Genomic DNA, 23247 nt, shown 5'->3' with positions numbered 1-23247 from the left:
TCTTAGAGCACCACACGCTCCCTGCGGCTCATGACCAAGATCAGGACGAGCAGCGAGAAGATGACGAGATCGCGCCAGACGAAGGGGCCGTAGGCGCCCCACATGGTTTCGACGACGGCGAGCCCGGCAGCGCCGCCCGCAGAGCGCAGCGGATCGGAATAGCCGCCGACGGCGGCAATCAGCAGGACCTTCAGCCCGAACATCAGGCCGGCGCCGAAATCCATCGAGCCATAATAGAAGGTGGCGAGGATGCCGCAGATCGTCGCGACCAGGGCGGCGGCGGCATAGGCGACGAGAAAGACGCGGTTGGCGCTGGTGCCGCAGAGTTCGGCTGCCAGCGGATCATCGGTGACGGCGCGCCAGATGCGGCCCCAGGCCGTGCGCCTGAGGATCAGCGTACCGACAGCGACGATGGCTGCCATCAGCGCCGTATCGATCAGTTGGATATAGGTGAGCGTCACCTGGAATGCACCATCAGTCCAGAAGACGACGGTGCCGTTCAGAAACGGCGGCAGCCAGATGGCCCTTGTATCGGCGGCAAGCCTCGCGGTCTCCATCAGCACGATCATGATGCCGAGGGCAGCAACGATCACCGTGTTCGGCGATTTGCTGACCAGCGGCAGCATGATCGAGCGGCCGATCCAGAGACCCGCCGCCAGCGAATAGACGATCGCCGCGCAGGCGCCGACGGCAAGGGCGGCCGGCAGCACCAGCCAGAACCTGACATAGGCGAGTTCGGTAAACAGCAGCAGGATCTGGCCGGAGAAGGCGAAGATCGCCCCATAGGTTATGTCGGCCCGCTTCGTCACCCCGAAGGCCACGGCATAACCGAAGGCGAGCGCAGCATAGAGGGCGGCCAGCGGAACCGCATTCGCCAATTGCTGCAGAAGATAGGCCATTTCGACACTCCGCCTCTTCCAAAAATTATAACTGGTAAAACCTATTTAGCCAGTTATAATTTCAGCATGAGCTTTTCCTGGACCCCTCACCGCTTTGCCGGCGGCGCACTGGCACTCGATGTCGCCAACAGCGTCGTTCTGCGCCACGATTCCGCGCGGCGGATCGACCGCTTCGCGATCAGGGACCAGCTGCGGGATTTTCCGCAAGCGGCCGCCGAATTCTGCGCCGAACGCGCCCTGTTTGGCGATATTGCGCCGGTGGCGGCAGAAAACGAGAGGGATTTCTTCGCGCTGCGCGAGGCAATCGACCTCTATTTCCGCAAGCGTATACTCGATGGCGGTGACGACCAATTGCTGGCCGGGCTGCTGGAGGCGATGGCCAGAACGTTGCGCCAAGCTTGCCCCGGCAGTGTGGCCGTGGCCACCGCCCATTCCGTGCTGCGGCTGCTCGCCATGCCCGACCCGGAGCGCATGAAGATCTGCGGCAATTGCGGCTGGCTCTTCATCGACCGCAGCAAGAATAGGAGCCGCGCCTGGTGCGACATGACGGTCTGCGGCAATCGCGCCAAGGCGAACCGGCACTATCGCCGCAAGAAGGAGGAGACACCATGAGGAAACATCTCATCGCAATGGCGGCGGCAGCCGGCCTCCTGCTGTCCGCCTGTCAGCGTCAGGCGGAAAATCTGGTCGAAGTCACCGGCCATCTCTTCGTCTTCAATTATCGGGTGGCGAGCGCCACCTATCTGCTGACGTTGAAGAAGACCGGACCGATCCCCGATGGGTCGGTCATCATCGCCGAATTCGAAAACCCGGAAGGCGGCGATCCACTGGTGCTGACCCAAAAGATCTATCCGATCGACGACAAGATCGCGCTGCAGAGCGAAAAGCTGCACTGCGTGCGCAAGGACCGTCCCTATTTCGTCAGCGTCCGGCTGGTCGACAAGGACGGCAAGGTGCTGCAGGAATTGAAGACGCAGTTCCGCTCCGACCTCGACCAGACGGTGCTGCCGAGCAAGCCGCTCGTCGTCGGCGCGCTTTATGACAAGAACCCGGAGGTCTTCAAGCCCGACGGCAGTGTCGATTTTTCGAACACCGATAAATGTCCTGCATAAACATGCCCGACATAGGAAAAGCCGGGACAAGGCCCCGGCTTTCGAGAGTCAATTCAAGGCATTGCAGCCAATGCCGAAGCGTGGCCTCAGCCGACGACTTCGGTGTCGGAGAACCAGTACTTGATTTCCTGGGCAGCCGTTTCCGGAGCATCCGAACCGTGAACGGAATTTTCGCCGATCGACAGCGCGTGAACCTTGCGGATCGTGCCTTCGTCAGCGTTTGCCGGGTTGGTCGCGCCCATGATTTCGCGGTTCTTGAGGATGGCGCCTTCGCCTTCCAGAACCTGAACGACGGTCGGGCCGGAGGTCATGCCCTCGACCAGTTCGCCGAAGAAGGGACGATCCTTGTGAACGGCGTAAAAGCCTTCGGCTTCGCGGCGGCTCATCCAGACGCGCTTGGAGGCGACGACGCGCAGGCCGGCATCTTCGAGCATCTTGGTGATGGCGCCCGTCAGGTTGCGCTTGGTTGCGTCAGGCTTGATCATCGAGAAGGTGCGTTCAATCGCCATAGTCAAATCCTCTGTTTTCTCGGGAAAAGTGGGCGGTCTTTACCCGCCCCAACGCCCGAAAACAAGGGGTCGACGGCAATTTCACGCCGCTGTCACAGTGCGACCCCGGCATTGGTGGAGATCGAGGCAGCGTTCGAACCAGAGCATAACGGGATCGTCGGCGGCCAGCATGGTGAGGCCGGCGGAGACACGCAGCCATTGCAGGGCGCCGAAGACGATATAGTCGGCGAAGAGCGGCGTCTGCCCGCCGATGAAGGGCTGGAACTTCAGCATGTGGCGGAGCGGCTCCAGCTTGACGGCAAACGCGGCCTTCTCCGCTTCGCTGTCGGCGGCAACCACCTCCAGCGGCTTGCCGAGCCTGACCTCGCGGCTCTCGCGGAAATAGGCCTTGTCTCCCTCGTCGAGATTCGCATGGATGTCGAGAAGGGCGATGCGCATGATCACCGGATGGATGATCATCTGCGAATAGCCTTCCACCATGCGCGACAGCGCCTTGCCGCCCTCGCCGTTAAACAGCGACGGCCGCTCGGGATAGGCTTCCTCCAGGTAGAGGGCGATATCGAAACTATCGGGGATCAGCCGGCCATTGTCGTCGAGAACCGGCACGGTCTGCGAGACGCCGCCGCCGATGGCGCGGATGCGGGCATAGGTCGTCGGAATCTCCTCGAAATCGAGCCCCTTATGCGCCAGCGCCATCACCGCCTTCCAGCAATGGGGCGAGAAGAAGCGCCGTTCGTCGGCGCCGCAGAGGGAATAGAGGGCTCTGGTCATAGCAGTCCTTTCGAGATCGAAGCTGCATCCATTCGACGACAGAAAACGCCCGTGATCAAATCAGGAAATTTCATGGGCGCATCACTGCGCGTTGCGGGGAAGACGGGTTAGACTGCCGCGACGATCAGGGAGACCGTATATGCTCAGACATTACCGGATGTTTGCCGCTTATAACCGCTGGGCCAACGCCCAGGTCTATGCGGTGGCGGCCGAACTCAGCGATGCGGAATTCCGCAGCGACCGTGGCGCCTTCTTCGGTTCGCTCCATCGCACGCTCAATCACCTGCTCGTGGCCGACCGGATCTGGATGAAGCGCTTCACCGGCACCGGCGACGCACCGTCGACCCTTGATGTCGTGCTCTATGAAGAACTGGATGCGCTGGCCGCCGCGCGCAAAGCCGAGGACGAACGGATCATTGCCTGGACGGGCACACTTGACGACGCAAGCCTTGCCGCCAATTTCACCTATTCGCCCGTGACGCAGCCGATCGAGATCACCCAGCCGCTGTCGCCAGCGCTGGCGCATCTCTTCAACCATCAGACCCATCATCGCGGCCAGTGCCACATGACGCTGACGGCGCTCGGCAAGCCGAGCCTCCAGCTGGACCTCATCTATTTCTTGCGCGGCGAGGGTCGCGAGTGGATGTGAGTGGCGGTCGCGATCAAGACTGAATTAACCGCCTTTGCCAGTTCCACTGCCAAGCCGCCGCTTCCCGACCAAAAATTCAATGTCTCTTAAAAGCTTGCGCGCATAGCGGAAGATGGAGAAAACGCCGGATCGCGAGGGATCGTCATGCAGAATGCAAGCGCAAATGCACTGGTGCCACGCGAGGCGGCACGCCCGGCTGATGTGGCCGATATTCAGAAGATCGCCCAGCACCTGGCGCGGCTGAACGTCACCGCGCTGCCGCGCAATTACGAACTGTTTCACGAGGCGATCGTCGGCCTCAATGCCGGCCTTGCGCAGGATATCGCCGCACTTGGGCCCCAGCCGCAACAGGCAATGCTCGACGAGCTCGGACTGAAATACCGCCTCGTCGGCCATTGCGGGCTGGCGGGCGAGGCGTCGCGCAACGAAGCGAGCCGGATGCTGCGCGAGGTGGCGGAGCGGCTTGCGGAAGGACTGCGGCACAGAGACGCCTTTGCGCGCGCCTGCAGCACGATCCTGAAATCGGTCTCCGGCCACGACGACCAGAGCCTTGCAGCCTTCATCGGCGAGGTCGATTATCTCTCCGCCTCGCTTGCGGCAGTGCTATCGGCGGAGACGGAAATCGGCGCCCGGCTGGAGGATGACATCAGGCGGCTGGAGAGGCTGGAACGCGGCATTTCGGCGATGCAATCGGCCAGTGTGGCCGACAGGATCACCGGACTTCCCAACCGCATCGCGCTCAACCGGGTGATATCAGCGCTCTATGAGCGCGAAGAGGGGGCGGCCGGCAGTGCGCTGTTCATGGTCGATATCGACAATTTCACTGAGCTCAACGACACATACGGCACCCAGGCCGGCAATAGGCTTCTGAAGAAACTTGCCGGCCTTTTCCGCAAATCGGTGAAGAAGAACGACTTCGTCGCCCGTACCGAGGCAGACGAATTCGCTGTGCTGTTTGCCAATGTCGGCATGCAGGATGCCATTGCTATCGCCGAACGGCTGCGCGCCTCCGTCGAGGACAATCTGGTCTTTGCGGCCTCGGACAAGGCAGATCGCGGCAGGCTGACCATCTCGATCGGCGTGGCGCTCAGCACGGATGCAGCAACGCCGGGGCAGCTGCAGGCCAATGCCCGGGTGGCGTTGCTCGCCGCACAATCGAACCCCCGACGACCGGTGCAGGCTTTCGGCCACTAAGGCGCGGACAAGCATGCCTGCGACAGACAAGTGATCTTGCCGCGGGACAAGCTCTTGCCTTAACGGGTTCTTTCGGCCAAAACGCCGGCCATGATCACGATTACCGACATTTCCGCCCGTATCGCCGGGCGCCTGCTTCTCGACAATGCCAGCGTCTCGCTGCCCTCGGGCACCAAGGCGGGGCTCGTCGGGCGCAACGGCGCCGGCAAGTCGACGCTGTTTCGCGTCATTACCGGCGATCTCGGCTCCGAGACCGGATCGGTATCGATCCCGAAGGCCGCGCGCATCGGTCAGGTGGCGCAGGAAGCACCGGCAACCGAGGACGCGCTGATCGAGATCGTGCTCTCAGCCGACAAGGAACGCACGGCGCTCGTCACTGAGGCGGAAACGGCGACCGATCCGCACCGCATCGCCGAAATCCAGATGCGTCTCGTCGATATCGACGCGCATTCGGCCGAAGCGCGCGCCGCGAGCATTCTCGCCGGTCTTGGCTTCGACCAGGCGGCGCAGGCCCGCCCCGCCTCCTCCTTCTCCGGCGGCTGGCGCATGCGCGTTGCCCTTGCCGCCGTGCTGTTTGCCGAACCGGACCTGCTTCTGCTCGACGAGCCGACCAACTATCTCGACCTCGAAGGCACATTGTGGCTGGAAGACTATATCCGCCGCTATCCGCACACCGTCATCATCATCAGCCACGACCGTGACTTGCTGAACAATGCGGTCAATTCGATCGTCCATCTCGACCAGAAGAAGCTCACCTTCTATCGCGGCGGCTACGACCAGTTCGAGCGGCAGAAGGCTGAGGCCGACGAGCTGCAGACCAAGGCCAAAGCCAAGAACGAGGCGGCGCGGAAACATCTGCAGAGCTTCATCGATCGCTTCAAGGCCAAGGCTTCCAAGGCGCGGCAGGCGCAATCGCGCGTCAAGGCGCTCGAGCGGATGGGAACCGTCGCCGCAGTGATCGAGGACCACGTCACGCCGATCACTTTTCCCGAGCCGGAAAAGCAGCCGGCCTCGCCGATCGTCGCCATCCAGAGCGGCGCTGTCGGCTATGAGCCCGGCAATCCGATCCTGAAGAACCTCAACCTGCGCATCGACAATGACGACCGCATCGCCCTGCTCGGCTCGAACGGCAACGGCAAGTCGACCTTTGCCAAATTCATCTCCGGTCGCCTTGCGCCGGAGAGCGGCGAAGTGAAAATCGCGCCAAGCCTGAAGATCGGCTTCTTCGCGCAGCACCAGCTCGACGATCTTATTCCCGAGCAGTCGCCGGTAGAGCATGTGCGCCGGCTGATGCCAGGCGCGCCGGAGGCCAAGGTGCGCGCCCGCGTCGCGCAGATGGGGCTTGCGACCGAGAAGATGGCAACGGCCGCCAAGGATCTTTCCGGCGGCGAAAAGGCCCGCCTACTGATGGGGCTTGCCGCCTTCAACGCGCCGAACCTGCTGATCCTCGACGAACCCACAAACCACCTCGACATCGACAGCCGCCGCGCGCTGATCGAGGCGCTGAACGACTATGAAGGCGCCGTCATCCTGATCTCGCACGACCGCCATCTGATCGAGGCGACCGTCGACCGGCTGTGGCTGGTCAATGGCGGCACGGTGACCACCTTCGAAGGCGACATGGACGAATACCGCGACCTGATCGTCACTTCAGGTAAAAAAAAAGAAGAAAAGCCGCAGCTAATTGAAGACGCGACATCCAAGGCGGAGCAGCGCAAGCTCAATGCGGAAAAGCGCGCCTCGCTGACGCCGCTCAGGAAAAAGATAAACGAAATCGAATCCTTGACGGCGAAGCTGGAGAAACAGATCCAGGCGCTTGACGCGGAACTCGGCGATCCGGCCCTCTATGAAAAGACGCCCGCCAAGGCCGCCGAGAAGGCAAAGCAGCGCGGCGAGGCTGCTGCGAAACTGGCGGCCGCCGAGGAAGAGTGGCTGACGCTTTCGGCCGAATACGAAGAAGCGATGGCGGGATAGCCACAGGCCTTTAAAGAAGTAGAGCATGATGTCGCCCGGAAACCGCTCACACTTTTCGGCATCATGCTCCGGCGAAAGCGCGGCGAAGTGCCGTATCAGCACAATCCCTGCCGATCTCAACCGATCGTTAACCATAATTCGAAAGGTTGTCTCAACATTCATTACCGATTTGTTGAGCCCTTTCCATGCATCGCTTTTTCATTCTGTCCTGCATGGCCATCACGGCCATCCTGTCTTCCTGCAGCACCACCAAACAGGCCCCAGATACCTCAATCAAGACCTCTTCGGTGATTGCGCCCGAGGGGCGGAAACTTGCCTATGCCGGCGACGATGCGGCGCCGCGTATGACGGGCTGGCACCAGCTGGCCGGACGGACGCTTGAGGTTTCCTCGCTTGCCGATCTCAAGCTGCAGGACAAGGAAGTGATCCTGAGCTTCGACGACGGTCCGATCCCGGGCCGGACCGACAAGGTGCTGGCAATCCTCGACCAGTTCGGCGTCAAGGGCGCCTTCATGATGGTCGGCGAAATGGCCGAAATGCATCCGGCGCTGGCCCGCAGGGTCGCCGAGGACGGCAACACCATCGGCAGCCACACCTATGACCACGCCAACCTGACTTCGCTTGATTTCGACGCGGCGATGGCCGAGGTGGTCAAGGGCGAATTGGCGGTGACCAAGGCGACGGGAACCGACGTCTCCTTCTTCCGCTTCCCCTATCTTGCCGAGAGCCACAGGCTGCGCGCCGCGGTTGCCGTGCGCAACTTGGTGGTCATGGATGTCGATATCGACAGCAAGGACTATTTTGCCATCACGCCGGCTTCCGTGACGCAGCGGACGATGGACCTGCTGCACAAGCGCGGCCGCGGCATCATCCTGATGCACGACATCCATAAGCGCACGGCGACGATGCTGCCAACCCTGCTTTCGGATCTTGAAGCCGAGGGCTACAAGGTCGTGACACTGAAATTCAAGAAGACGCAGGCGCCGAGCAATCTCGTCGCCTCGGCCGATTTGGTGACGACCCGGTAAAGCCGGGTTGCCAAGTCCGGACCGGCTCCCTAGATCTCTGCGACGTCAACAGGAGCCGGCAGGTCGAACATGAACCTTCATCTCGAAGCGGACGACGATCCGCGCACCCGCCAGTTCATCGACGAACACAACGCGCGCTCCGACGCGGCATTGCGAACACCGGAATTCGCCAGGGATCGCGACGCCATCCAGGCGCTGATCGAGCGGCAGGACAGGCTGATCGTCCCGATGCGCCGCGGTGCGTGGCTGTTTGATTTCCGGCAGAGCAAGGACAATCCTCTCGGCGTCTGGCTCCGTCTGCCTGCCGACCAGCAGCCACTGCCGGATGGCGATTGGGAGCCGGTCTTCGATCTCGATGCCTTCTGCGTCAGTGAAGGCAAGCGCTGGAACTGGCGCGGCGTCGTCACCTGCCCGTGGGAACCGACGCGGGTGCTGCTCACGCTTTCGGACGGCGGCTCCGATCTTCTCCGGCTGCTCGAATTCGACGCCGAGAGGAAAGAGATCGTCGAGGGCGGTTTCGATACGCCGGCCGCACGATCGCATGCCAATTGGCTGAGTCGCGACGAGATCTGCTATTTCGGCTCCATCGACCGATTTTCGGCGACCCGCTCCGGATGGCCGCGCGTCGGGCGGCGATTGAAGCGCGGGCAGCGGCCGGAAGAGGCCGCGATCATGTTCGAGGCCGCCGACGAGGACGTCTATGGCTACAATCTCGTCATCGACCCAGCCCTGTCGGGCGATTCGGCCGATGCCGGATTGATCGACATTTTCGTCGCCAGCCATGAGATCGGCGTCGCAAGCGCTTTCCTGATCGCCGACGACGGCAGCCAGCGGCGCATCGATCTGCCAAAGGAAGCGGACTTCCAGTTCAATCACGATCATTGCCTGTGGCGGGCAAAGACCGATGAGCGCGTTGCCACCGGCAGCCTTGTGCTGCAACGCTTCGATCCAAGCTCGGTGACAGTTCCGCTCGGGCCCGAGCGGATCCTGTTTCAACCTGGCGAAGGACAGTCGATCTCGCAGATGATGCTGATGCACGAGTGGTGCGTCTTCATCATCTCCGATCGGCTGCGTCCGCGTCTCATGGTGCTGGACCTGACGAAGCCTGATGCCGAACAGCGCGAGATCGCGCTGCCGGCGGACATGCAGACGGCCCATTTCAGACCGCTCTATGCGGATCTGCATCTTGGCGACGATACGCTCTGCATCATCGGCCAGGGCTTCCTGCAGCCGCCGGCTTGTTACCGACTGGAGCTGTCGGATCGCAGCAAGGAGGCCGAGCCGATTTTCGTCGCCGCAGCGCCCAGCTATTTCGATGCGACCGATATGTCATCCGAACTGCTGGAGGCGGTTTCCGAGGACGGAACCAGGGTTGCCTACCGGCTTGTCCTGCCGAAGCAATGGACCAAGGGCGCGCTGCCGGTGCTGCTCTACGGCTATGGCGGCTTCGATGTTTCGCTGTCGCCGAGCTATTCCGGCGTGACCGGACTCTGGCTGCAACAGGGCGGCGCCTATGTGCAGGCCTATATCCGCGGCGGCGGCGAATTCGGGCCCGACTGGTATCGCAGCGCCAAGCGGCAGGGGCGAGACCGGGCGTTCGCGGATTTCGTCGCCATTGCCCGCGATCTCGTCGCCCGCGGCTACACCGTGCCGTCGCGCATCGCCTGCCAGGGTGGCAGCAATGGCGGTCTGCTGACCGGGGTGATGCTGACGCGTTATCCGCAGGATTTCGGCGCCGTCTGGTGCCAGGTGCCGGTGCTCGACATGACACGCTTCCACCTGTTCAGCGCAGGGCAGGCCTGGATGGACGAATATGGCGATCCGGAGATATCAGCGGACCGGGATTTCATGCTCGGCTACTCGCCGCTTCACAATGTCGGGCCGGCGACCGAGATCACCTATCCGCCAATCTATATCGAAAGCTCCGCCAATGACGACCGGGTGCATCCCTCGCATGCGCGCCGCTTCGCCGCGCGGCTGGAGGAAGCCGGGCACCGGCCGTTCTTCCACGAGTTCGGCTCGGGCGGGCACGGCGGCGACGGTAATTCACAAGAGCGCGCCGCCCGTGCGGCAATGGGTTACAGCTTCCTTCGCCAAACTATCATGCGGTAGATGGGCGATCATGCGGTAGGATAGAAGACAATGAAGGGGAGAGCTTGTCGGCGCTCTCGTTTCTGCTAAAAGAAGCGCAATAAATCATACTTTTCACAGGCTCGAGCGAAACTATGTCCCCAATCAACCTCGCCATCGTCGGCGTCGGCAAGATCGTCCGCGACCAGCACCTCCCTTCCATTGCCAAGAACGCCGATTTCAAGCTCGTCGCGACGGCAAGCCGCCATGGCACGGTCGAAGGCATCAACAGCTATACGACGATCGAGGCGATGCTCGACGCCGAGCCGTCGATCGATGCGGTCTCGCTCTGCATGCCACCGCAATATCGCTACGAAGCGGCCTACAAGGCGCTCGCCGCCGGCAAGCATGTGTTTCTGGAAAAGCCGCCCGGCGCAACGCTGAGCGAAGTGGCTGATCTCGAGGCGCTTGCCGCAAAGCAAGGCGCATCGCTGTTTGCCAGCTGGCATTCGCGCTATGCGCCGGGCGTCGAGGCCGCCAAGGCGTTCCTGGGGTCGACGACGATCAAAAGTGTGCATGTGATCTGGAAGGAGGATGTCCGCCACTGGCATCCGAACCAGGATTGGATCTGGCAGGCTGGCGGCCTTGGGGTTTTCGATCCCGGCATTAACGCGCTGTCGATCGTCACCCATATCCTGCCGCGGCTCTTCATCACCGGAGCCGTGCTCGAATTCCCCGAAAACCGCGATGCACCAATCGCTGCCGACATCCATTTCCGCGACGCCGACGGCCTGCCGGTTCATGCTGAATTCGACTGGCGCCAGACCGGCAAGCAGAGCTGGGACATCGTCGCTGAAACGGCAGCCGGCCAGATGGTGCTCGCCGAAGGCGGCGCCAAGCTTTCCATCGACGGCACGCTGACATTCGCCGAGCCGGAGCAGGAATATCCCTCGCTTTACCGCCGTTTCGCCGAAATCGTCAAAGCCGGCACATCGGACGTCGATCTGGCGCCGCTGCGCCACGTCGCCGACGCCTTCATGCTCGGCAAGCGGAAATTCGTGGAGGCGTTCCACGACTGAGCTGCCTTCACCGGCAGATGCCAGTGCCTCTGCGCAACGCTAAAGTAGCGACACTAGGCGTGCCGCATCACGCTTGATTGATGCGACACGCTTTTATGCATATCGTTATCCCTCGGAACCGCTGCACACTTCAGGGCGTCATGCATTAACGCTCGAAGGCCGTTTCCATGCAGCAGCAGGATGAATCGTTTGGATTGGGCGTCCCGCATCTGGCGGTCAGACTTTCTGACCACAATACGAAATGGCGCGAGATCAATCTGCTGGAGGAGACCAGGATTCGCGATGCGCTTGGCCCCCTGGCGCTCGATATCCAGCATTTCGGCAGCACCGCCATTCCAGGCATCAAAGCAAAGCCGATCATCGACATCCTGGTTGGCGTCCCGCGGCTCGACGATGGGCTTGCCTGTATCGGACCGATGGATGAGATCGGTTACGATTATGCCGGTGCGGATATCGTGCCTGACGACCACCTCTTCGGCCGAGGCGTCCTCGGCGAGACGCGCACGCATCTCGCCCATGTCGTCGAATATCAAGGTTTCAACTGGAGGCGGAACATCTTCTTCCGCGACAGGCTGCAAAACGATCCCCCGCTGGCGCTGGCCTATGAGGAATTGAAGATCGGCCTTGCGCAGAAATTCGCCGAGAGCCGCGCGGCCTATACCGGCGCAAAGAAGGATTTCATCGACAAGGTTCTGACCGAGGCCGGTTTGGCCTGAGGCCCGAATTCAAGCCTTCTTTTCCCACCGCCCTTCCGGGGTCTGCTGCCAATAGGTGAGATTATGCCCCTCGCTTTTCAGCTTCTTCCATTGCGCCCGGGCGGCCTCCAGTTGCGGCTGGTCGTGACCGTCGAACATGAAGACGACGCGTTCATAGGCATCGACCGGCGGCGGTTCGGCGCCGTCGATGATGAAACGCACGGTCGCCGCATTGGCATTGTCTGATGTCACCGTCAAGAGCACCGGCTGGCTTTCGGCAAAATCGCCCTCGTCGGTGCCGTGCGGCAGGAAGCTCTCCTCGCGGAACGTCCAGAGATGCGCGTCGAGAGCATCGCGCCGTGCTGCCTCGCGGGTCTGGACGGCGACGCGCCAGCCGCGCTCGACGCTTTTGTCGATCAGCGGCGGAAGCGCGTCTTCCAGCCTGGTTTCGGTCAGATGATAAAAGAGAACGTCCGTCATCAGGATTCATAATGGGCGCGAACGAGCTCGTCGAGCAGGCGTACGCCGAAACCGGAACCCCAGGACTGGTTGATCTCGTCCTGCGGCGAGCCCATCGCCGTGCCGGCGATATCGAGATGCGCCCAGGGCGTGTCCTGCACGAAGCGCTTGATGAAATGCGCAGCGGTGATCGAACCCGCCTGCCGGCCGCCGGTGTTCTTCATGTCGGCGAACTTGCTGTCGATCAGCTTGTCGTAATCCTTGCCGAGCGGCATGCGCCAGAGCTTCTCGTTTGTGGAAAGGCCGGCGGCCGTCAGCTGGGCGGAAAGCTGATCGTCATTGGAAAACAGGCCGGCGTGAACATTGCCGAGCGCCACGACGATCGCGCCGGTCAGCGTGGCGAGATTGATCATGAATTGCGGCTTGAAACGATCGTTGCAGTACCAGAGCGCATCGCAGAGCACGAGACGACCTTCGGCATCGGTATTGATCACCTCGATCGTCTGGCCGGACATCGAGGTGACGATATCGCCGGGACGCTGGGCGTTGCCGTCAGGCATATTTTCGACCAGGCCGATGATGCCGACGGCGTTGACGGCGGCCTTGCGCGAGGCGAGCACATGCATGAGGCCGGTGACGGCCGCGGCGCCACCCATATCGCCCTTCATGTCCTCCATGCCGGCGGCGGGCTTGATCGAAATGCCGCCGGTATCGAAGACGACGCCCTTGCCGATGAAGGCGACGGGACGATCCTTGGCTTTGCCGCCCTTCCACTGCATCACCGCCAGGCGTGGCGGGCGCACGGAACCCTGGGCAACGCCAAGAAGGGCGCCCATGCCGAGACGGCGCATTTCCTTCTCCGTCAGGATCTCCACGTCGACGCCAAGCTTTTCCAGCTCCTTCGCCTTGGCGGCGAACTCGACCGGGCCGAGCACGTTCGGCGGTTCGTTGACGAGGTCACGGGCAAGATTGACGCCGCCGGCGATCGCTTCGGAATCGGAAACCGCCTTCTTGGCGCCGGCCGGATCGGCGGTAACAATCGTTACCTTGACGGATTTCGCCGCCTTTTCCTCGTCGTCACTCTTCTTCGTCTTGTAGGTATCGAAACTATAGGCGCGCAGCAGCATGCCGAGCGCGAAATCGGCGGCAGCCCGCGCGCTCATTTGAAGGCCGGGCACGTCGATGAAGACGGCAGCCTTGTCGGTATTCTTGATTCTCGCTGCCGCGGTACCGCCGGCTTTCAGCCAATCATAGGCGGTGAGGTCGGCGGCCTTGCCAAGCCCGATGACGACGATACGCTCGACGGATGCGCCTTCCGGGGCGACGATATCCAGCGCGCTCATGGATTTCGCGGAGAATCGGGCGATCCTGGCCGCCTTGGCGATCACGCCTGCCGGATCGGCTGCGCCGGCGCCCGCAGCGCGGTCGGCTTCTGCCGTCTTCAACAGGATCGCCAGGCCGCCAGTGAGCTTTGCCGACTTTGAAAATGAGATTTCGAACTTTGCTGACATGTCTTCTCCGCAGGGATTCTTTGAAATCCGTTCCCGGCGGATAATTTCGCGTTTGGCGGGTCTGTCAATGGCTTGCGACAATTGTTATGGTCGCCCGCGGCCATCACGGCCCTCATGTTTTCGTTGGTTTCGTAGTTATTCGCGTTGACAGTTTTCTCGAAAAATCGCCCGCGGGGTCCGGTAATCCGCCTGCCTAAAACGACGTTCGGTGCATTCATGCTGCTGTTCTGGGCGTGGTGGGCACTGTTGATCGTCTTTCGCGCCTTCCCCGGCATCGACATCTATTTTTCCCAGCTTTTTTTCGCGAATGCGGATTGCGACGCGTCGGCTGGCCCCGGAAGCATTTGCGGCGGCTTTCCCTATCGCGACTCCGGAAACTTCGACCTGCTGCGCACCATCTTCTTCCGCCTGCCCTATGTGGTGGCGATCGTGATGGTGTGGAAATTCATCGAATGCTATCAGCAGCATGGCGCAACCTTCAACGCCGAACGGGCGCGCAAGCTGAAAGTCGCGCTCGGAACGCTGCTGATCGGACCGGTGCTGCTCGTCAATGTCGTGCTGAAGGAACATTGGGGCCGGCCGCGGCCGATACAGACGGACATTTTCGGCGGCGCGCTGCATTTCGTCGAGGCAGGGTCGCTTGCCGGAAAATGCGTTTCGAACTGCTCGTTCGTCTCGGGCGAGGCAGCAAGCGCCGGCTGGCTTTTCTGCCTTCTGCTCTTCGTTCCCAAATCCATGCGGTATGCGCTGGCAGCACCCGTGGCGGCGATCTCGATCCTGACGCCTGCGATGCGACTATCCTTCGGCGCGCATTACCTTTCCGACGTCGTTCTCGGATGGCTTTCGTCGCTCGTCGTCTTCGCCGCGTTGCTGGCGTTAACTGAGTCGCAACAGCATCAAAAAAATTCTGAAAATTGAATGAATTTTTGACACCAGCTTGTCGCAAAACCGCGACAAAGAGCGTAGAGGGTTTCTCCTGCAAAGCCGTTGGGGCGTGCAGGTGCTTTCAAGGGCAGGCATGAAACTACTCGAGACATACATATTGCGGCGTGTCGGCCAGATGTTTCTCGTGGCGCTCCTGCCCGTTCTGGCGATCATTTGGACGACTCAGGTTTTGCAGCGCATCAACCTGGTCACTGACAGCGGCCAGTCGATCGGCTCGTTCGCCAAGCTGGCGACGATGATCCTGCCGTCGATCATTCCCGTTGTCCTGCCCTTTGCTCTCGTTATCGCGATTACCCAGACGCTGACGACGATGAACAACGATTCGGAACTCACCGTCATCGATGCGGCCGGGGCGCGGCGCAGCGTGCTGATCCGCCCGATCATGCTGCTTGCCGCCGTCGTCAGCGTCTTTTCCTTCTTCGTCGACAACGTCGTCGAGCCGCGCGCAAAAACCGTCGTGCGCCAGATGATCGCCGAGACCTATGCCGATCTGCTGTCTTCGGTGATCGAAGAAAAGACCTTCCGCAAACTTGATGACGGCCTTTATGTGCAGATCTCGAAGCGGATGGCCGGCCGTATGCTGAAGGGCCTTTTCGTCGCCGACGAGCGCGATCCGGCGTATGAGCTGATCTATTATGCGAAGGAAGGCGCCGTCGACGATACCGGCACGACGCTGATCATGCATGAGGGTGAGGTGCACCGGAAAACGCCAGACGGCAATGTCTCGGTGATCAATTTCGATTCCTACTCCTTCGACCTCTCGGACATGACCGAGAATCGCGGCCAGGCGACGCTGCGCGCCAGTGACCGCGACCTGTGGTTCCTGATCAATCCGGATCCGGCCGACAAGGATTATACGATCCGGCCTCAGAGCTACCGCGCCGAACTGCATCGGCGGCTGACGGACTGGATCCTGCCTGTCGTCTTTGCGCTGTTTTCGCTGGCAATCGCCGGCGATGCGCGCTCGCACCGCGAAGCGCGGCTGCACCCGATGGTGAGCGCGCTCGCCTATGCCTTCGCGCTCAGGTGGGCGGCATTCTACGCGGCCAATCAGATCGACACCGATCCTGAATATATCGCCGTTCTCTATGCCATACCGATCGTCAGCAGCATCATCTCGATCGTCTTTCTCGGTCTGCACAAACGACTGGCGATACCGTCGTTCATTCGCGACCGGATGTCGTCTTTCTGGAGACGGACGCAGGAATGGCTGCTCGCCGCGACCGGCAGGACCGGCGGAGACGCCGCCCAATGATATTCGGGACATTGTCGCGCTATTTCTTTCGCCGCTACCTGGTGACGATGGGCTGGTTCCTGATCGGCGTCTCGGCGATTTCTTTCCTGCTCGATTTCAGCGAGACGGCGGGCCGCATGTCCGGCCTGCCCGGCTACACGATCGGCGGCGGCATCATGATGACCGCCGTGCGCTTGCCGCTCATCCTGCAACAGACGGTGCCTTTCATCGCGCTCTTCGTTGGCATGACGGTGCTGATCGGGCTCAACCGCAAATATGAACTCGTCGTCACGCGCGCAGCCGGCATTTCGGTCTGGCAGTTCATGTTCCCCTTCATTGCCGGCTCGCTGATACTGGGCCTGCTGACGATGACGGCGCTCAACCCGCTTGCCGCCTGGGGACAGCGCCAGGCGCTGCTCGTCGAGTCCGACTGGCGCGGCGAAAACGCGGTTCTGCGCAAGGCGCCGCAGATTCCGTGGCTGCGCCAGATCAGCGGCCGCGACGATGTCATCATCGGCGCCCAGACGGTTCAGGAGAACGGAACCAAGCTGATCGACGCCGTGTTGATCCATTTCGATTCACGCGGCCAGGTCATTCTGAGACAGGACGCCGCGACGGCAAAATTGGAAGATGGTTACTGGCAACTTAACAACGTTGTCGAGCGCAAGCCTGGCGAAATCCCCGTGCGCAAAGCTTCGGTTCAACTTCGCACCAATCTGAAACAGGACTTCGTCCAGGAGCGGCTGACAGCGCCGGAAACAATTGGTTTCTTTGACCTTTCCAACCGCATTGCCGCAGCCAAATCCTTCGGCATCTCGACCAAGGCGCTGGAGACGCAATTCAACTCTCTGTTGTCCCAGCCGTTGCTGCTGGTGGCCATGACTTTCATTGCTGCAACAGTGTCCCTAAAATTTAGCCGGTTCAACCAATCCCGCTCCGTGATTCTGGGTGGCATCCTTTCGGGCTTCATGCTTTATGTCATCACCGTGCTTGTAAAGGCATTCGGAAGCAGTGGAGTTGTGCCCCCCTTCGTGGCGACGTGGATACCGGTGATCGTCGCGCTGGCGTTGGGTGCGACTATTCTGCTTCATCAGGAGGACGGCTAGTGGCGGCAGGCGACCGCAAGTATTTTAGTAAACAGTTGGTTGCCCTGCTCGTCGGCGCGACTCTAAGTACCTATTTCGGCAGTGCTGCGGTCTCCTACGGCCAGGCCAGCGCGCCCGACCAAACGATTGGAAAGAATATTCCTGAAGGGGCCAAGCTTCTGCTTTCGGCCAATGAACTCGTCTACAACCGCGATGCCGACCTGGTGTCGGCGGTCGGCGGCGTGCAGATCAACTATGGCGGCTACAAAATGGTCGCGCAGAAGGTCGAGTACAATCAGAAGACCGGCCGGATGATGGCGCTCGGCAATGTCGAGATGGTCAGCCCGGACGGCAATCGCATCTATGCCGACAACCTTGACGTGACCGACAATTTCGCCGACGGGTTCTTGAATTCGCTGCGCATCGAAACCGCCGACAATACGCGTATCGTCGCGGAAAGCGGCGAGCGTGTCGGCGGCACGATGATGATTCTCAACAAGGGCGTCTACACCGCCTGCCTTCCCTGCGCCGAAGATCCGAAGCGCGCGCCTTTCTGGCAGGTCAAGGCCAAGCGGGTGATCCAGAACGGCGTAACGCACACGATCCGCCTGGAGAGTGCGCGCTTCGAGCTGCTCGGCTATCCGATCGCCTTCCTGCCTTTCATCGAAGTTCCCGACAATACGGTGAAGCGCAAGTCGGGCTTTCTCTTCCCGACGATGAGCCTATCGCAGAATCTCGGCTTCGGACTTTCCATTCCTTATTATTACGTGATCTCGCCGAGCATGGACGCGACGGTCACCACCACCGGCTACACCGCCCAGGGCTTCCTCGTCGAAGGCGAATTCCGCCAGCGCTTCGAAAACGGCACCCATATCCTGCGCGTCGCCGGCATCGACCAGGCAAAACCGGATAATTTCAGCTCCGGCACCAGCGATGCCGAAGCCGAGCAGCGCGGCATGGTGGCGTCAAAGGCGGAGTTCCGCATCAATCCGCGCTGGACGTTCGGCTGGGACGTCATGATGCAGAGCGACAATAATTTCTCGAAAACCTATAAGCTGCGCGGCCTCAGCGGCACGGATCGCACCAACCAGATCTACCTGACGGGACTTGGGAAACGGAATTATTTCGACATGCGGGCGTTCTATTTCGACGTCCAGGATGCCGACCGGACGAACACGGCGGAAAAGCAGCAGGCGATCGTCTATCCGTCGCTCGACTACCATTATGTGGCACCGCAGCCGCTGGCCGGCGGCGAACTGTCGGCTGATGTCAACCTGACCAATATTTCGCGCACCCATGACGACTTCTACACTGTCGACGGCTTCGACCGATTCCGCGGCCTGAGGGGACAGACCTCGCGCCTGACGGCGGAACTGCAGTGGAAGCGCACCTATGTCACGCCGACCGGCCTAGTGATCACGCCGCTGCTGGCTGCACGCGGCGACGCCTTCGCGCTGAACATGGATGACCCCACCGGTTACTCCGGCAACTACCTCGACGACAACTCGGCTACCCGCTCAATGTTCACGGCCGGGCTGGAGTTGCGTTATCCGATCCTGATGACGACTGAGAATAGCACCCATATTCTCGAGCCAATCGCACAGATCTATGCCCGCCCCGACGAGCAGCTCGCCGGCCGGCTGCCGAACGAGGATGCGCAGAGCTTCGTCTTCGACGCCACCTCGCTGTTCGACCGCGATAAATTCTCGGGCTACGACCGTATCGAAGGTGGTACCCGGGCCAATCTCGGCGTCCAGTATACCGGGACTTTCGACAGCGGCTACAAACTGCACGGCATCTTCGGCCAATCCTATCAGATTGCCGGCCAGAACTCGTTTGCAACCGATGATCTCGTCAATGTCGGCGCGGATTCGGGCCTGGAAACCGATCGTTCCGATTATGTCGGCCTTGGCGGCGTCGAAACACCCTACGGCGTTTCCGTCGCAGCCTCTTACCGGCTCGACGAAAAGGATTTCGAATTCCGCCGCGGCGATCTGACGACGGCCTACCAGAACGACACCTTCTCGACGCAGCTGACCTACACTCATCTCAGCGCCCAGCCGGCATATGGCTTCGCCGAGGACAATGACGAGATCCAGACCAACAGCAGCGTCAAGTTCAAGGATTACTGGTCGATTTTCGGCGGCATTGCCTGGGATCTGAACAATGATGTGATCAGCCGGCGGACGATCGGCCTCTCTTATGACGACGAATGCACGATCTTCACGATCGCCTATACGGACAGCAGAGATTCCGACGACGAGTCGGGAAGCGACTGGACGATCGGCGCACGGCTGACTTTCCGCACGCTCGGCGACATCAAGATCGGCACCGACACCCTGCAATGAGGGGCGGCCGGCGCAAACATGGCCTGAAGCCATTCTTTCGCCGTATGCCTGTACAAGACATTGCTGCCAGTCGATATCTGAGGCATAGGGGTTTCGCGCCGTGACGGAAGCGATGTCCGTGTGTTTCACTGTGGTAAAAAACGCCGCGAACAACGTCTCGCGGCGCTATCGGGAGGTCAGTGGATGATTGACGCGAAAAAAGCCATAACCAAGTTTCTCGCCGGGGCAGCGCTTGCCCTGCTGACGGGTGTCGCCGCTCCAGCATTTGCCGCAAGCGAGGTCAAGGCCGTGGTGAACGGCACTGCCATCACCAGCGGCGACGTCGCCAAGCGCCAGGCCTTCCTGCGCCTTCAGCACACCAAGGCCGATGCCAAGGCTGCCGAGGAGCAACTGATCGACGAGGCGCTCAAGCGGCAAGAGGTCGCCCGCGTCCGAATGTCGGTTTCGCAGCAGGACGTCGATGCGTCTTTCGCCCGCTTTTCGGCCGGCAACAAGCTTTCCCCAGAGCAGATGTCGCAGATCCTCGATCGCGCAGGCGTCGGCGTCGATCATTTCAAGGCTTTCATCGCCGTGCAAATGAGCTGGCCGCGTATCGTCAACGCCCGCTACGGTTCGACCTCGCGGCTGTCGAATTATGACCTCGTCTCACGCATGATGCAGAACAACAAGCAGAAGCCGGTCACAACAGAATATATGCTGCAGCAGATCATCTTCGTCGTTCCGCAAGCCAAGCGCAACGCAATCACCGGCAAGCGCAAGGGCGAAGCCGAGGCGTCGCGCTCGAAGTTTCCGGGCTGCGATCAGGCAAAGGTGTTTGCCGCGACGATGCGCGACGTTTCCGTGCGCGATCTCGGCCGCATGCTGGCGCCCGAGATCCCGCCGGATTGGAAGCCGCTGGTCGAGCAGGCCAAAGGCAATACCACAGGGACCCGCGTCACCGACAAGGGCGTCGAATATCTGGCAATCTGCAGTCAGCGCCAGGTTTCTGACGACCAGGCGGCCGAAATGGTCTTCCGCCAGGAGGACCTCGGCAAGTCCAAGGACAGCAAGGACGCTACCCCGGAAAACGAAAACAGTAAGAAGTACCTGGATGAACTGCGCAAGAAGGCGCAGATCGCCTATCGTTGACCGGCGATGACGATACCGTTTTCGCGACCGCTCGCGCTGAGCCAGGGCGATCCCGCCGGCATCGGGCCGGATATTACGCTGATGGCCTGGCTCCGGCGGCGTGAACTCGGCCTGCCGCCTTTCTTCCTGATCGGCGATCCCGATGTCTTGGCCTTGAGAGCCCGCCAGCTCAACCTTTCGGTTTCGATCCGCGAGACGGATAAAGCCAGCGAGGCCGCCAGCATGTTTGCCGACGCGCTGCCCGTCATGCCAGTGCCTGCCGGTATCGCAGTGGTCGCCGGCGAACCGCATGCGGCAACGGCGAAGGGCACGATCGCGGCGATCGAAACAGCCGTGTCGCTTGTCATCAACGGCGAGGCGCTGGCGGTCGTCACCAATCCGATCGCCAAGTCGGTACTCTACGAAGCCGGTTTCCGGTTTCCCGGCCATACCGAATTTCTCGCCGATCTCGCCGCCAGGGCGACCGGCAGACCTGTGACGCCTGTCATGATGCTGTCGGGACCGAAGGTCCGGGCCATTCCGGTCACCATCCATATTCCGATCCGGAACGTTCCGCAGGCGCTGACGAGCGAACTAATTTTGAAGACCTGCCGGATCGCCCATGAAGACCTGAAGCAGCGCTTCGGCATTGAGGCGCCGCGGCTGGCTGTCGCCGGCCTCAATCCGCATGCGGGCGAAGACGGAACGATCGGCAAGGAGGACGAGGATGTCATCCGCCCGGCGATCGAGCGCCTGCGCGACGAGGGCATCGATGCGATCGGCCCCCTGCCCGCCGACACGATGTTCCATGACGAGGCGCGGGCGCGATATGACGTCGCCGTCTGCATGTATCACGATCAGGCGCTGATCCCGGCCAAGGCACTCGGTTTCGACGACAGCGTCAACGTCACGCTCGGGCTTCCCTTCGTGCGCACTTCCCCGGATCATGGCACCGCTTTCGGCATCGCCGGTAAGGGATTGGCGCGCGAGCAGAGCCTCGTTGCGGCGCTGAAGCTCGCCGCCCAACTCGGCCGCAGCGCGGAAAGCCATCGCTGATGGCAGCGCTCGATGGCCTGCCGCCGCTTCGCGACGTCATCCAGCGTCACGGCCTCGATGCGCGCAAGGCGCTCGGGCAGAACTTCCTGCTCGACCTCAACCTGACGCAGAAGATCGCCCGCACCGCCGGCCCGCTCGAAGATGCGACCATCTTCGAGGTCGGCCCCGGCCCCGGTGGGTTGACGCGGGCGATCCTGGCGCTCGGCGCCAGGAAGGTCATCGCCATCGAGCGGGATGCCCGCTGCCTACCGGCGCTCGCCGAAATCGCCGATCATTATCCCGGCCGTCTGGAGGTGATCGAAGGCGATGCGCTGAAGACCGATTTCGAGGCGCTGGCGCCGGAAGGCCCGATCAAGATCATCGCCAACTTGCCTTACAATGTCGGCACGCAGCTTTTGGTCAACTGGCTGCTGCCGAAAGCCTGGCCGCCATTCTGGCAGTCGCTGACGCTGATGTTTCAGAAGGAAGTCGGCGAGCGTATCGTCGCCTGTGAAGACGACGATCATTATGGCCGGCTCGGCGTGCTCTGCGGCTGGCGGACGGAAGCTCGGATGGCCTTCGATGTGCCGCCGCAGGCCTTCACGCCACCGCCGAAAGTGACGTCGACGGTGGTGCATCTGACACCCCGCGAAAACCCCATCCCCTGCGCTGTCGGCAATCTGGAAAAGGTAACGCAGGCCGCCTTCGGACAACGCCGCAAGATGCTGCGCCAGAGCCTGAAACCGCTCGGCGGCGAGCGCCTGCTCGTCAAGGCCGGGATCGATCCGGCGCGCCGGGCGGAAACCTTGTCGGTCGAGGAGTTCTGCCTTCTGGCAAACAGCCTGTAGAAAACCGCTTCGCGCTTTTCTGGGGTTTTCTTAAAGCGACGGCGTCTCTTCCAGCAGCTCGCGGACGAAATCGAACATACCGTGGCGGCGGTCACGGCGCAGCCGTTCGGCCTTGACGATCGACTGGACGGCGTCAAACGCGGCGTTGAGATCGTCATTGACGATAACGTAGTCATATTCGCGCCAGTGGGCGATCTCGGCGCGGCTGTTGGCGAGGCGCGTCTGGATGACCTCCTCGGAATCCTCGGCGCGGCGGTGCAGCCGCGACTGCAACTCGGTCATGGTCGGCGGCAGCACGAAGATCGAAACCACATCGGCCGACATCTTCTCCTGCAATTGCTGGGCGCCCTGCCAGTCGATATCGAAGAGCATATCGCGGCCTTCGGCCATGGCCTGCTCGACCGGCTCGCGCGGCGTGCCGTAAAAATTGCCATGCACCTCGGCCGATTCGAGCAGCGCGTCGCTATCGCGCATCCGCTCGAACTCGCGAACGCTCTTGAAGTGATAATGCACGTCCTCGATTTCGCTCGGGCGGCGCTGCCGGGTGGTGACGCTGACGGAGAGGCCGATTTGCCTGTCCTTCTCCAGCAGCGTGCGCGCGATGGTGGACTTGCCGGCGCCCGACGGCGACGAGATGACAAGCATCAGACCGCGGCGGGCGATCTGCACGGGCGAGGATTTCGCCGGTTTCATGT

The 23247-nt window shown here is 61.6% G+C and carries 22 protein-coding genes; 16 read left to right on the top strand and 6 right to left on the bottom strand.

What is annotated here, in order from left to right; all coding sequences use genetic code 11:
- Positions 1-2: 2 nt before the first annotated feature.
- Positions 3-899, bottom strand: coding sequence for a branched-chain amino acid ABC transporter permease (locus tag ATY29_RS15675; protein ID WP_025415811.1), 897 nt, complete (start codon positions 897-899; stop codon positions 3-5).
- A 66-nt stretch (positions 900-965) separates the two neighbouring features.
- On the opposite strand from ATY29_RS15675, the gene ATY29_RS15670 reads away from it, so the two are divergent.
- Both ATY29_RS15670 and ATY29_RS15665 read left to right on the top strand, forming a co-directional pair.
- Positions 966-1511: a CGNR zinc finger domain-containing protein gene (locus ATY29_RS15670; protein WP_097536837.1), complete on the top strand. Its 546-nt coding sequence runs from the start codon at positions 966-968 to the stop codon at positions 1509-1511.
- Positions 1508-2011 (top strand): hypothetical protein, encoded by a 504-nt coding sequence (locus tag ATY29_RS15665; RefSeq protein ID WP_097536836.1) that lies wholly within the window; start codon positions 1508-1510, stop codon positions 2009-2011. The genes ATY29_RS15670 and ATY29_RS15665 overlap by 4 nt, the downstream gene beginning before the upstream one ends.
- 86 nt (positions 2012-2097) lie before the next feature.
- Here ATY29_RS15665 and ndk read toward each other — a convergent pair whose 3' ends face one another.
- Together ndk and ATY29_RS15655 are read right to left on the bottom strand one after the other, a co-directional pair.
- The gene (gene ndk, locus ATY29_RS15660) at positions 2098-2520 is read right to left on the bottom strand and encodes a nucleoside-diphosphate kinase (RefSeq protein ID WP_003574140.1); all 423 of its coding nucleotides are present in this window, start codon (positions 2518-2520) and stop codon (positions 2098-2100) included.
- A gap of 81 nt (positions 2521-2601) precedes the next feature.
- Entirely contained in the window at positions 2602-3291 is a 690-nt protein-coding gene (locus ATY29_RS15655; RefSeq protein WP_097536835.1) for a glutathione S-transferase family protein, read from the bottom strand.
- A gap of 139 nt (positions 3292-3430) precedes the next feature.
- On the opposite strand from ATY29_RS15655, the gene ATY29_RS15650 reads away from it, so the two are divergent.
- The 7 genes from ATY29_RS15650 to ATY29_RS15615 all read left to right on the top strand — a co-directional run bounded on the left by ATY29_RS15650 (position 3431) and on the right by ATY29_RS15615 (position 12001).
- Positions 3431-3940 carry a DinB family protein gene (locus ATY29_RS15650; protein WP_097536834.1) on the top strand — a complete coding sequence of 170 codons (510 nt, stop codon included), beginning with the start codon at positions 3431-3433 and terminating at the stop codon, positions 3938-3940.
- A gap of 144 nt (positions 3941-4084) precedes the next feature.
- Positions 4085-5134, top strand: a complete 1050-nt coding sequence (locus tag ATY29_RS15645; RefSeq protein ID WP_003574144.1) for a GGDEF domain-containing protein — start codon at positions 4085-4087, stop codon at positions 5132-5134.
- A 90-nt stretch (positions 5135-5224) separates the two neighbouring features.
- Positions 5225-7108 (top strand): ABC-F family ATP-binding cassette domain-containing protein, encoded by a 1884-nt coding sequence (locus ATY29_RS15640; RefSeq protein ID WP_097536833.1) that lies wholly within the window; start codon positions 5225-5227, stop codon positions 7106-7108.
- A 185-nt stretch (positions 7109-7293) separates the two neighbouring features.
- Complete coding sequence (locus tag ATY29_RS15630; RefSeq protein ID WP_097536832.1) at positions 7294-8136, top strand: polysaccharide deacetylase family protein; 843 nt, start codon at positions 7294-7296, stop codon at positions 8134-8136.
- A 69-nt stretch (positions 8137-8205) separates the two neighbouring features.
- On the top strand, positions 8206-10248 hold the full coding sequence (locus ATY29_RS15625; protein WP_097536831.1) for a prolyl oligopeptidase family serine peptidase: 2043 nt from the start codon (positions 8206-8208) through the stop codon (positions 10246-10248).
- Positions 10249-10361: 113 nt separating this feature from the next.
- Positions 10362-11285, top strand: coding sequence for a Gfo/Idh/MocA family protein (locus ATY29_RS15620; protein WP_025415806.1), 924 nt, complete (start codon positions 10362-10364; stop codon positions 11283-11285).
- A 167-nt stretch (positions 11286-11452) separates the two neighbouring features.
- Positions 11453-12001 carry a GrpB family protein gene (locus ATY29_RS15615; protein ID WP_097536830.1) on the top strand — a complete coding sequence of 183 codons (549 nt, stop codon included), beginning with the start codon at positions 11453-11455 and terminating at the stop codon, positions 11999-12001.
- A 9-nt stretch (positions 12002-12010) separates the two neighbouring features.
- Here the strand turns inward: ATY29_RS15615 and ATY29_RS15610 are convergent, their stop codons facing one another.
- Both ATY29_RS15610 and ATY29_RS15605 read right to left on the bottom strand, forming a co-directional pair.
- Entirely contained in the window at positions 12011-12460 is a 450-nt protein-coding gene (locus tag ATY29_RS15610) for a DNA polymerase III subunit chi (RefSeq protein ID WP_097536829.1), read from the bottom strand.
- Positions 12460-13950 (bottom strand): leucyl aminopeptidase, encoded by a 1491-nt coding sequence (locus ATY29_RS15605; protein ID WP_097536828.1) that lies wholly within the window; start codon positions 13948-13950, stop codon positions 12460-12462. Before ATY29_RS15605 ends, ATY29_RS15610 begins: the two co-directional genes overlap by 1 nt.
- Before the next feature lie 144 nt (positions 13951-14094).
- Here ATY29_RS15605 and ATY29_RS15600 point away from each other — a divergent pair, with 144 nt between their 5' ends.
- The 7 genes from ATY29_RS15600 (at position 14095) to rsmA (ending at position 22552) form a co-directional block, all read left to right on the top strand.
- Positions 14095-14868, top strand: coding sequence for a phosphatase PAP2 family protein (locus ATY29_RS15600; RefSeq protein ID WP_025415805.1), 774 nt, complete (start codon positions 14095-14097; stop codon positions 14866-14868).
- 100 nt (positions 14869-14968) lie between these two features.
- Positions 14969-16150, top strand: a complete 1182-nt coding sequence (gene lptF / locus ATY29_RS15595; RefSeq protein ID WP_003574159.1) for an LPS export ABC transporter permease LptF — start codon at positions 14969-14971, stop codon at positions 16148-16150.
- On the top strand, positions 16147-17235 hold the full coding sequence (gene lptG / locus ATY29_RS15590; protein ID WP_003574161.1) for an LPS export ABC transporter permease LptG: 1089 nt from the start codon (positions 16147-16149) through the stop codon (positions 17233-17235). Before lptF ends, lptG begins: the two co-directional genes overlap by 4 nt.
- A complete protein-coding gene (locus tag ATY29_RS15585) occupies positions 17235-19562 on the top strand; it encodes an LPS-assembly protein LptD (protein ID WP_025415804.1) in 2328 nt (775 codons plus the stop codon). Before lptG ends, ATY29_RS15585 begins: the two co-directional genes overlap by 1 nt.
- Positions 19563-19745: 183 nt before the next feature.
- Positions 19746-20690, top strand: a complete 945-nt coding sequence (locus tag ATY29_RS15580) for a SurA N-terminal domain-containing protein (protein WP_003574164.1) — start codon at positions 19746-19748, stop codon at positions 20688-20690.
- 6 nt (positions 20691-20696) lie between these two features.
- On the top strand, positions 20697-21725 hold the full coding sequence (gene pdxA / locus ATY29_RS15575) for a 4-hydroxythreonine-4-phosphate dehydrogenase PdxA (protein WP_097536827.1): 1029 nt from the start codon (positions 20697-20699) through the stop codon (positions 21723-21725).
- Complete coding sequence (gene rsmA / locus ATY29_RS15570; protein WP_025415803.1) at positions 21725-22552, top strand: 16S rRNA (adenine(1518)-N(6)/adenine(1519)-N(6))-dimethyltransferase RsmA; 828 nt, start codon at positions 21725-21727, stop codon at positions 22550-22552. The genes pdxA and rsmA overlap by 1 nt, the downstream gene beginning before the upstream one ends.
- A gap of 30 nt (positions 22553-22582) precedes the next feature.
- Here rsmA and gmk read toward each other — a convergent pair whose 3' ends face one another.
- Positions 22583-23245 (bottom strand): guanylate kinase, encoded by a 663-nt coding sequence (gene gmk, locus ATY29_RS15565; protein ID WP_003574170.1) that lies wholly within the window; start codon positions 23243-23245, stop codon positions 22583-22585.
- Positions 23246-23247: the final 2 nt, after the last annotated feature.

This window comes from Rhizobium hidalgonense (genome assembly GCF_002914525.1).
Lineage (GTDB): Bacteria > Pseudomonadota > Alphaproteobacteria > Rhizobiales > Rhizobiaceae > Rhizobium > Rhizobium hidalgonense.
This window is presented reverse-complemented; position numbering and strand designations above follow the sequence as displayed.

Coding starts and splice junctions, on each gene's coding strand:
- ATY29_RS15610 (WP_097536829.1), bottom strand. CDS start 12,460: ATGACGGACGTTCTCTTTTATCATCTGACCGAAACCAGGCTGGAAGAC.
- ATY29_RS15625 (WP_097536831.1), top strand. CDS start 8,206: ATGAACCTTCATCTCGAAGCGGACGACGATCCGCGCACCCGCCAGTTC.
- ATY29_RS15605 (WP_097536828.1), bottom strand. CDS start 13,950: ATGTCAGCAAAGTTCGAAATCTCATTTTCAAAGTCGGCAAAGCTCACT.
- ATY29_RS15640 (WP_097536833.1), top strand. CDS start 5,225: ATGATCACGATTACCGACATTTCCGCCCGTATCGCCGGGCGCCTGCTT.
- rsmA (WP_025415803.1), top strand. CDS start 21,725: ATGGCAGCGCTCGATGGCCTGCCGCCGCTTCGCGACGTCATCCAGCGT.
- ATY29_RS15670 (WP_097536837.1), top strand. CDS start 966: ATGAGCTTTTCCTGGACCCCTCACCGCTTTGCCGGCGGCGCACTGGCA.
- ATY29_RS15675 (WP_025415811.1), bottom strand. CDS start 899: ATGGCCTATCTTCTGCAGCAATTGGCGAATGCGGTTCCGCTGGCCGCC.
- ATY29_RS15650 (WP_097536834.1), top strand. CDS start 3,431: ATGCTCAGACATTACCGGATGTTTGCCGCTTATAACCGCTGGGCCAAC.
- ATY29_RS15665 (WP_097536836.1), top strand. CDS start 1,508: ATGAGGAAACATCTCATCGCAATGGCGGCGGCAGCCGGCCTCCTGCTG.
- pdxA (WP_097536827.1), top strand. CDS start 20,697: ATGACGATACCGTTTTCGCGACCGCTCGCGCTGAGCCAGGGCGATCCC.
- ATY29_RS15620 (WP_025415806.1), top strand. CDS start 10,362: ATGTCCCCAATCAACCTCGCCATCGTCGGCGTCGGCAAGATCGTCCGC.
- ATY29_RS15655 (WP_097536835.1), bottom strand. CDS start 3,291: ATGACCAGAGCCCTCTATTCCCTCTGCGGCGCCGACGAACGGCGCTTC.
- lptG (WP_003574161.1), top strand. CDS start 16,147: ATGATATTCGGGACATTGTCGCGCTATTTCTTTCGCCGCTACCTGGTG.
- ndk (WP_003574140.1), bottom strand. CDS start 2,520: ATGGCGATTGAACGCACCTTCTCGATGATCAAGCCTGACGCAACCAAG.
- ATY29_RS15580 (WP_003574164.1), top strand. CDS start 19,746: ATGATTGACGCGAAAAAAGCCATAACCAAGTTTCTCGCCGGGGCAGCG.
- ATY29_RS15645 (WP_003574144.1), top strand. CDS start 4,085: ATGCAGAATGCAAGCGCAAATGCACTGGTGCCACGCGAGGCGGCACGC.
- gmk (WP_003574170.1), bottom strand. CDS start 23,245: ATGAAACCGGCGAAATCCTCGCCCGTGCAGATCGCCCGCCGCGGTCTG.
- ATY29_RS15615 (WP_097536830.1), top strand. CDS start 11,453: ATGCAGCAGCAGGATGAATCGTTTGGATTGGGCGTCCCGCATCTGGCG.
- ATY29_RS15630 (WP_097536832.1), top strand. CDS start 7,294: ATGCATCGCTTTTTCATTCTGTCCTGCATGGCCATCACGGCCATCCTG.
- lptF (WP_003574159.1), top strand. CDS start 14,969: ATGAAACTACTCGAGACATACATATTGCGGCGTGTCGGCCAGATGTTT.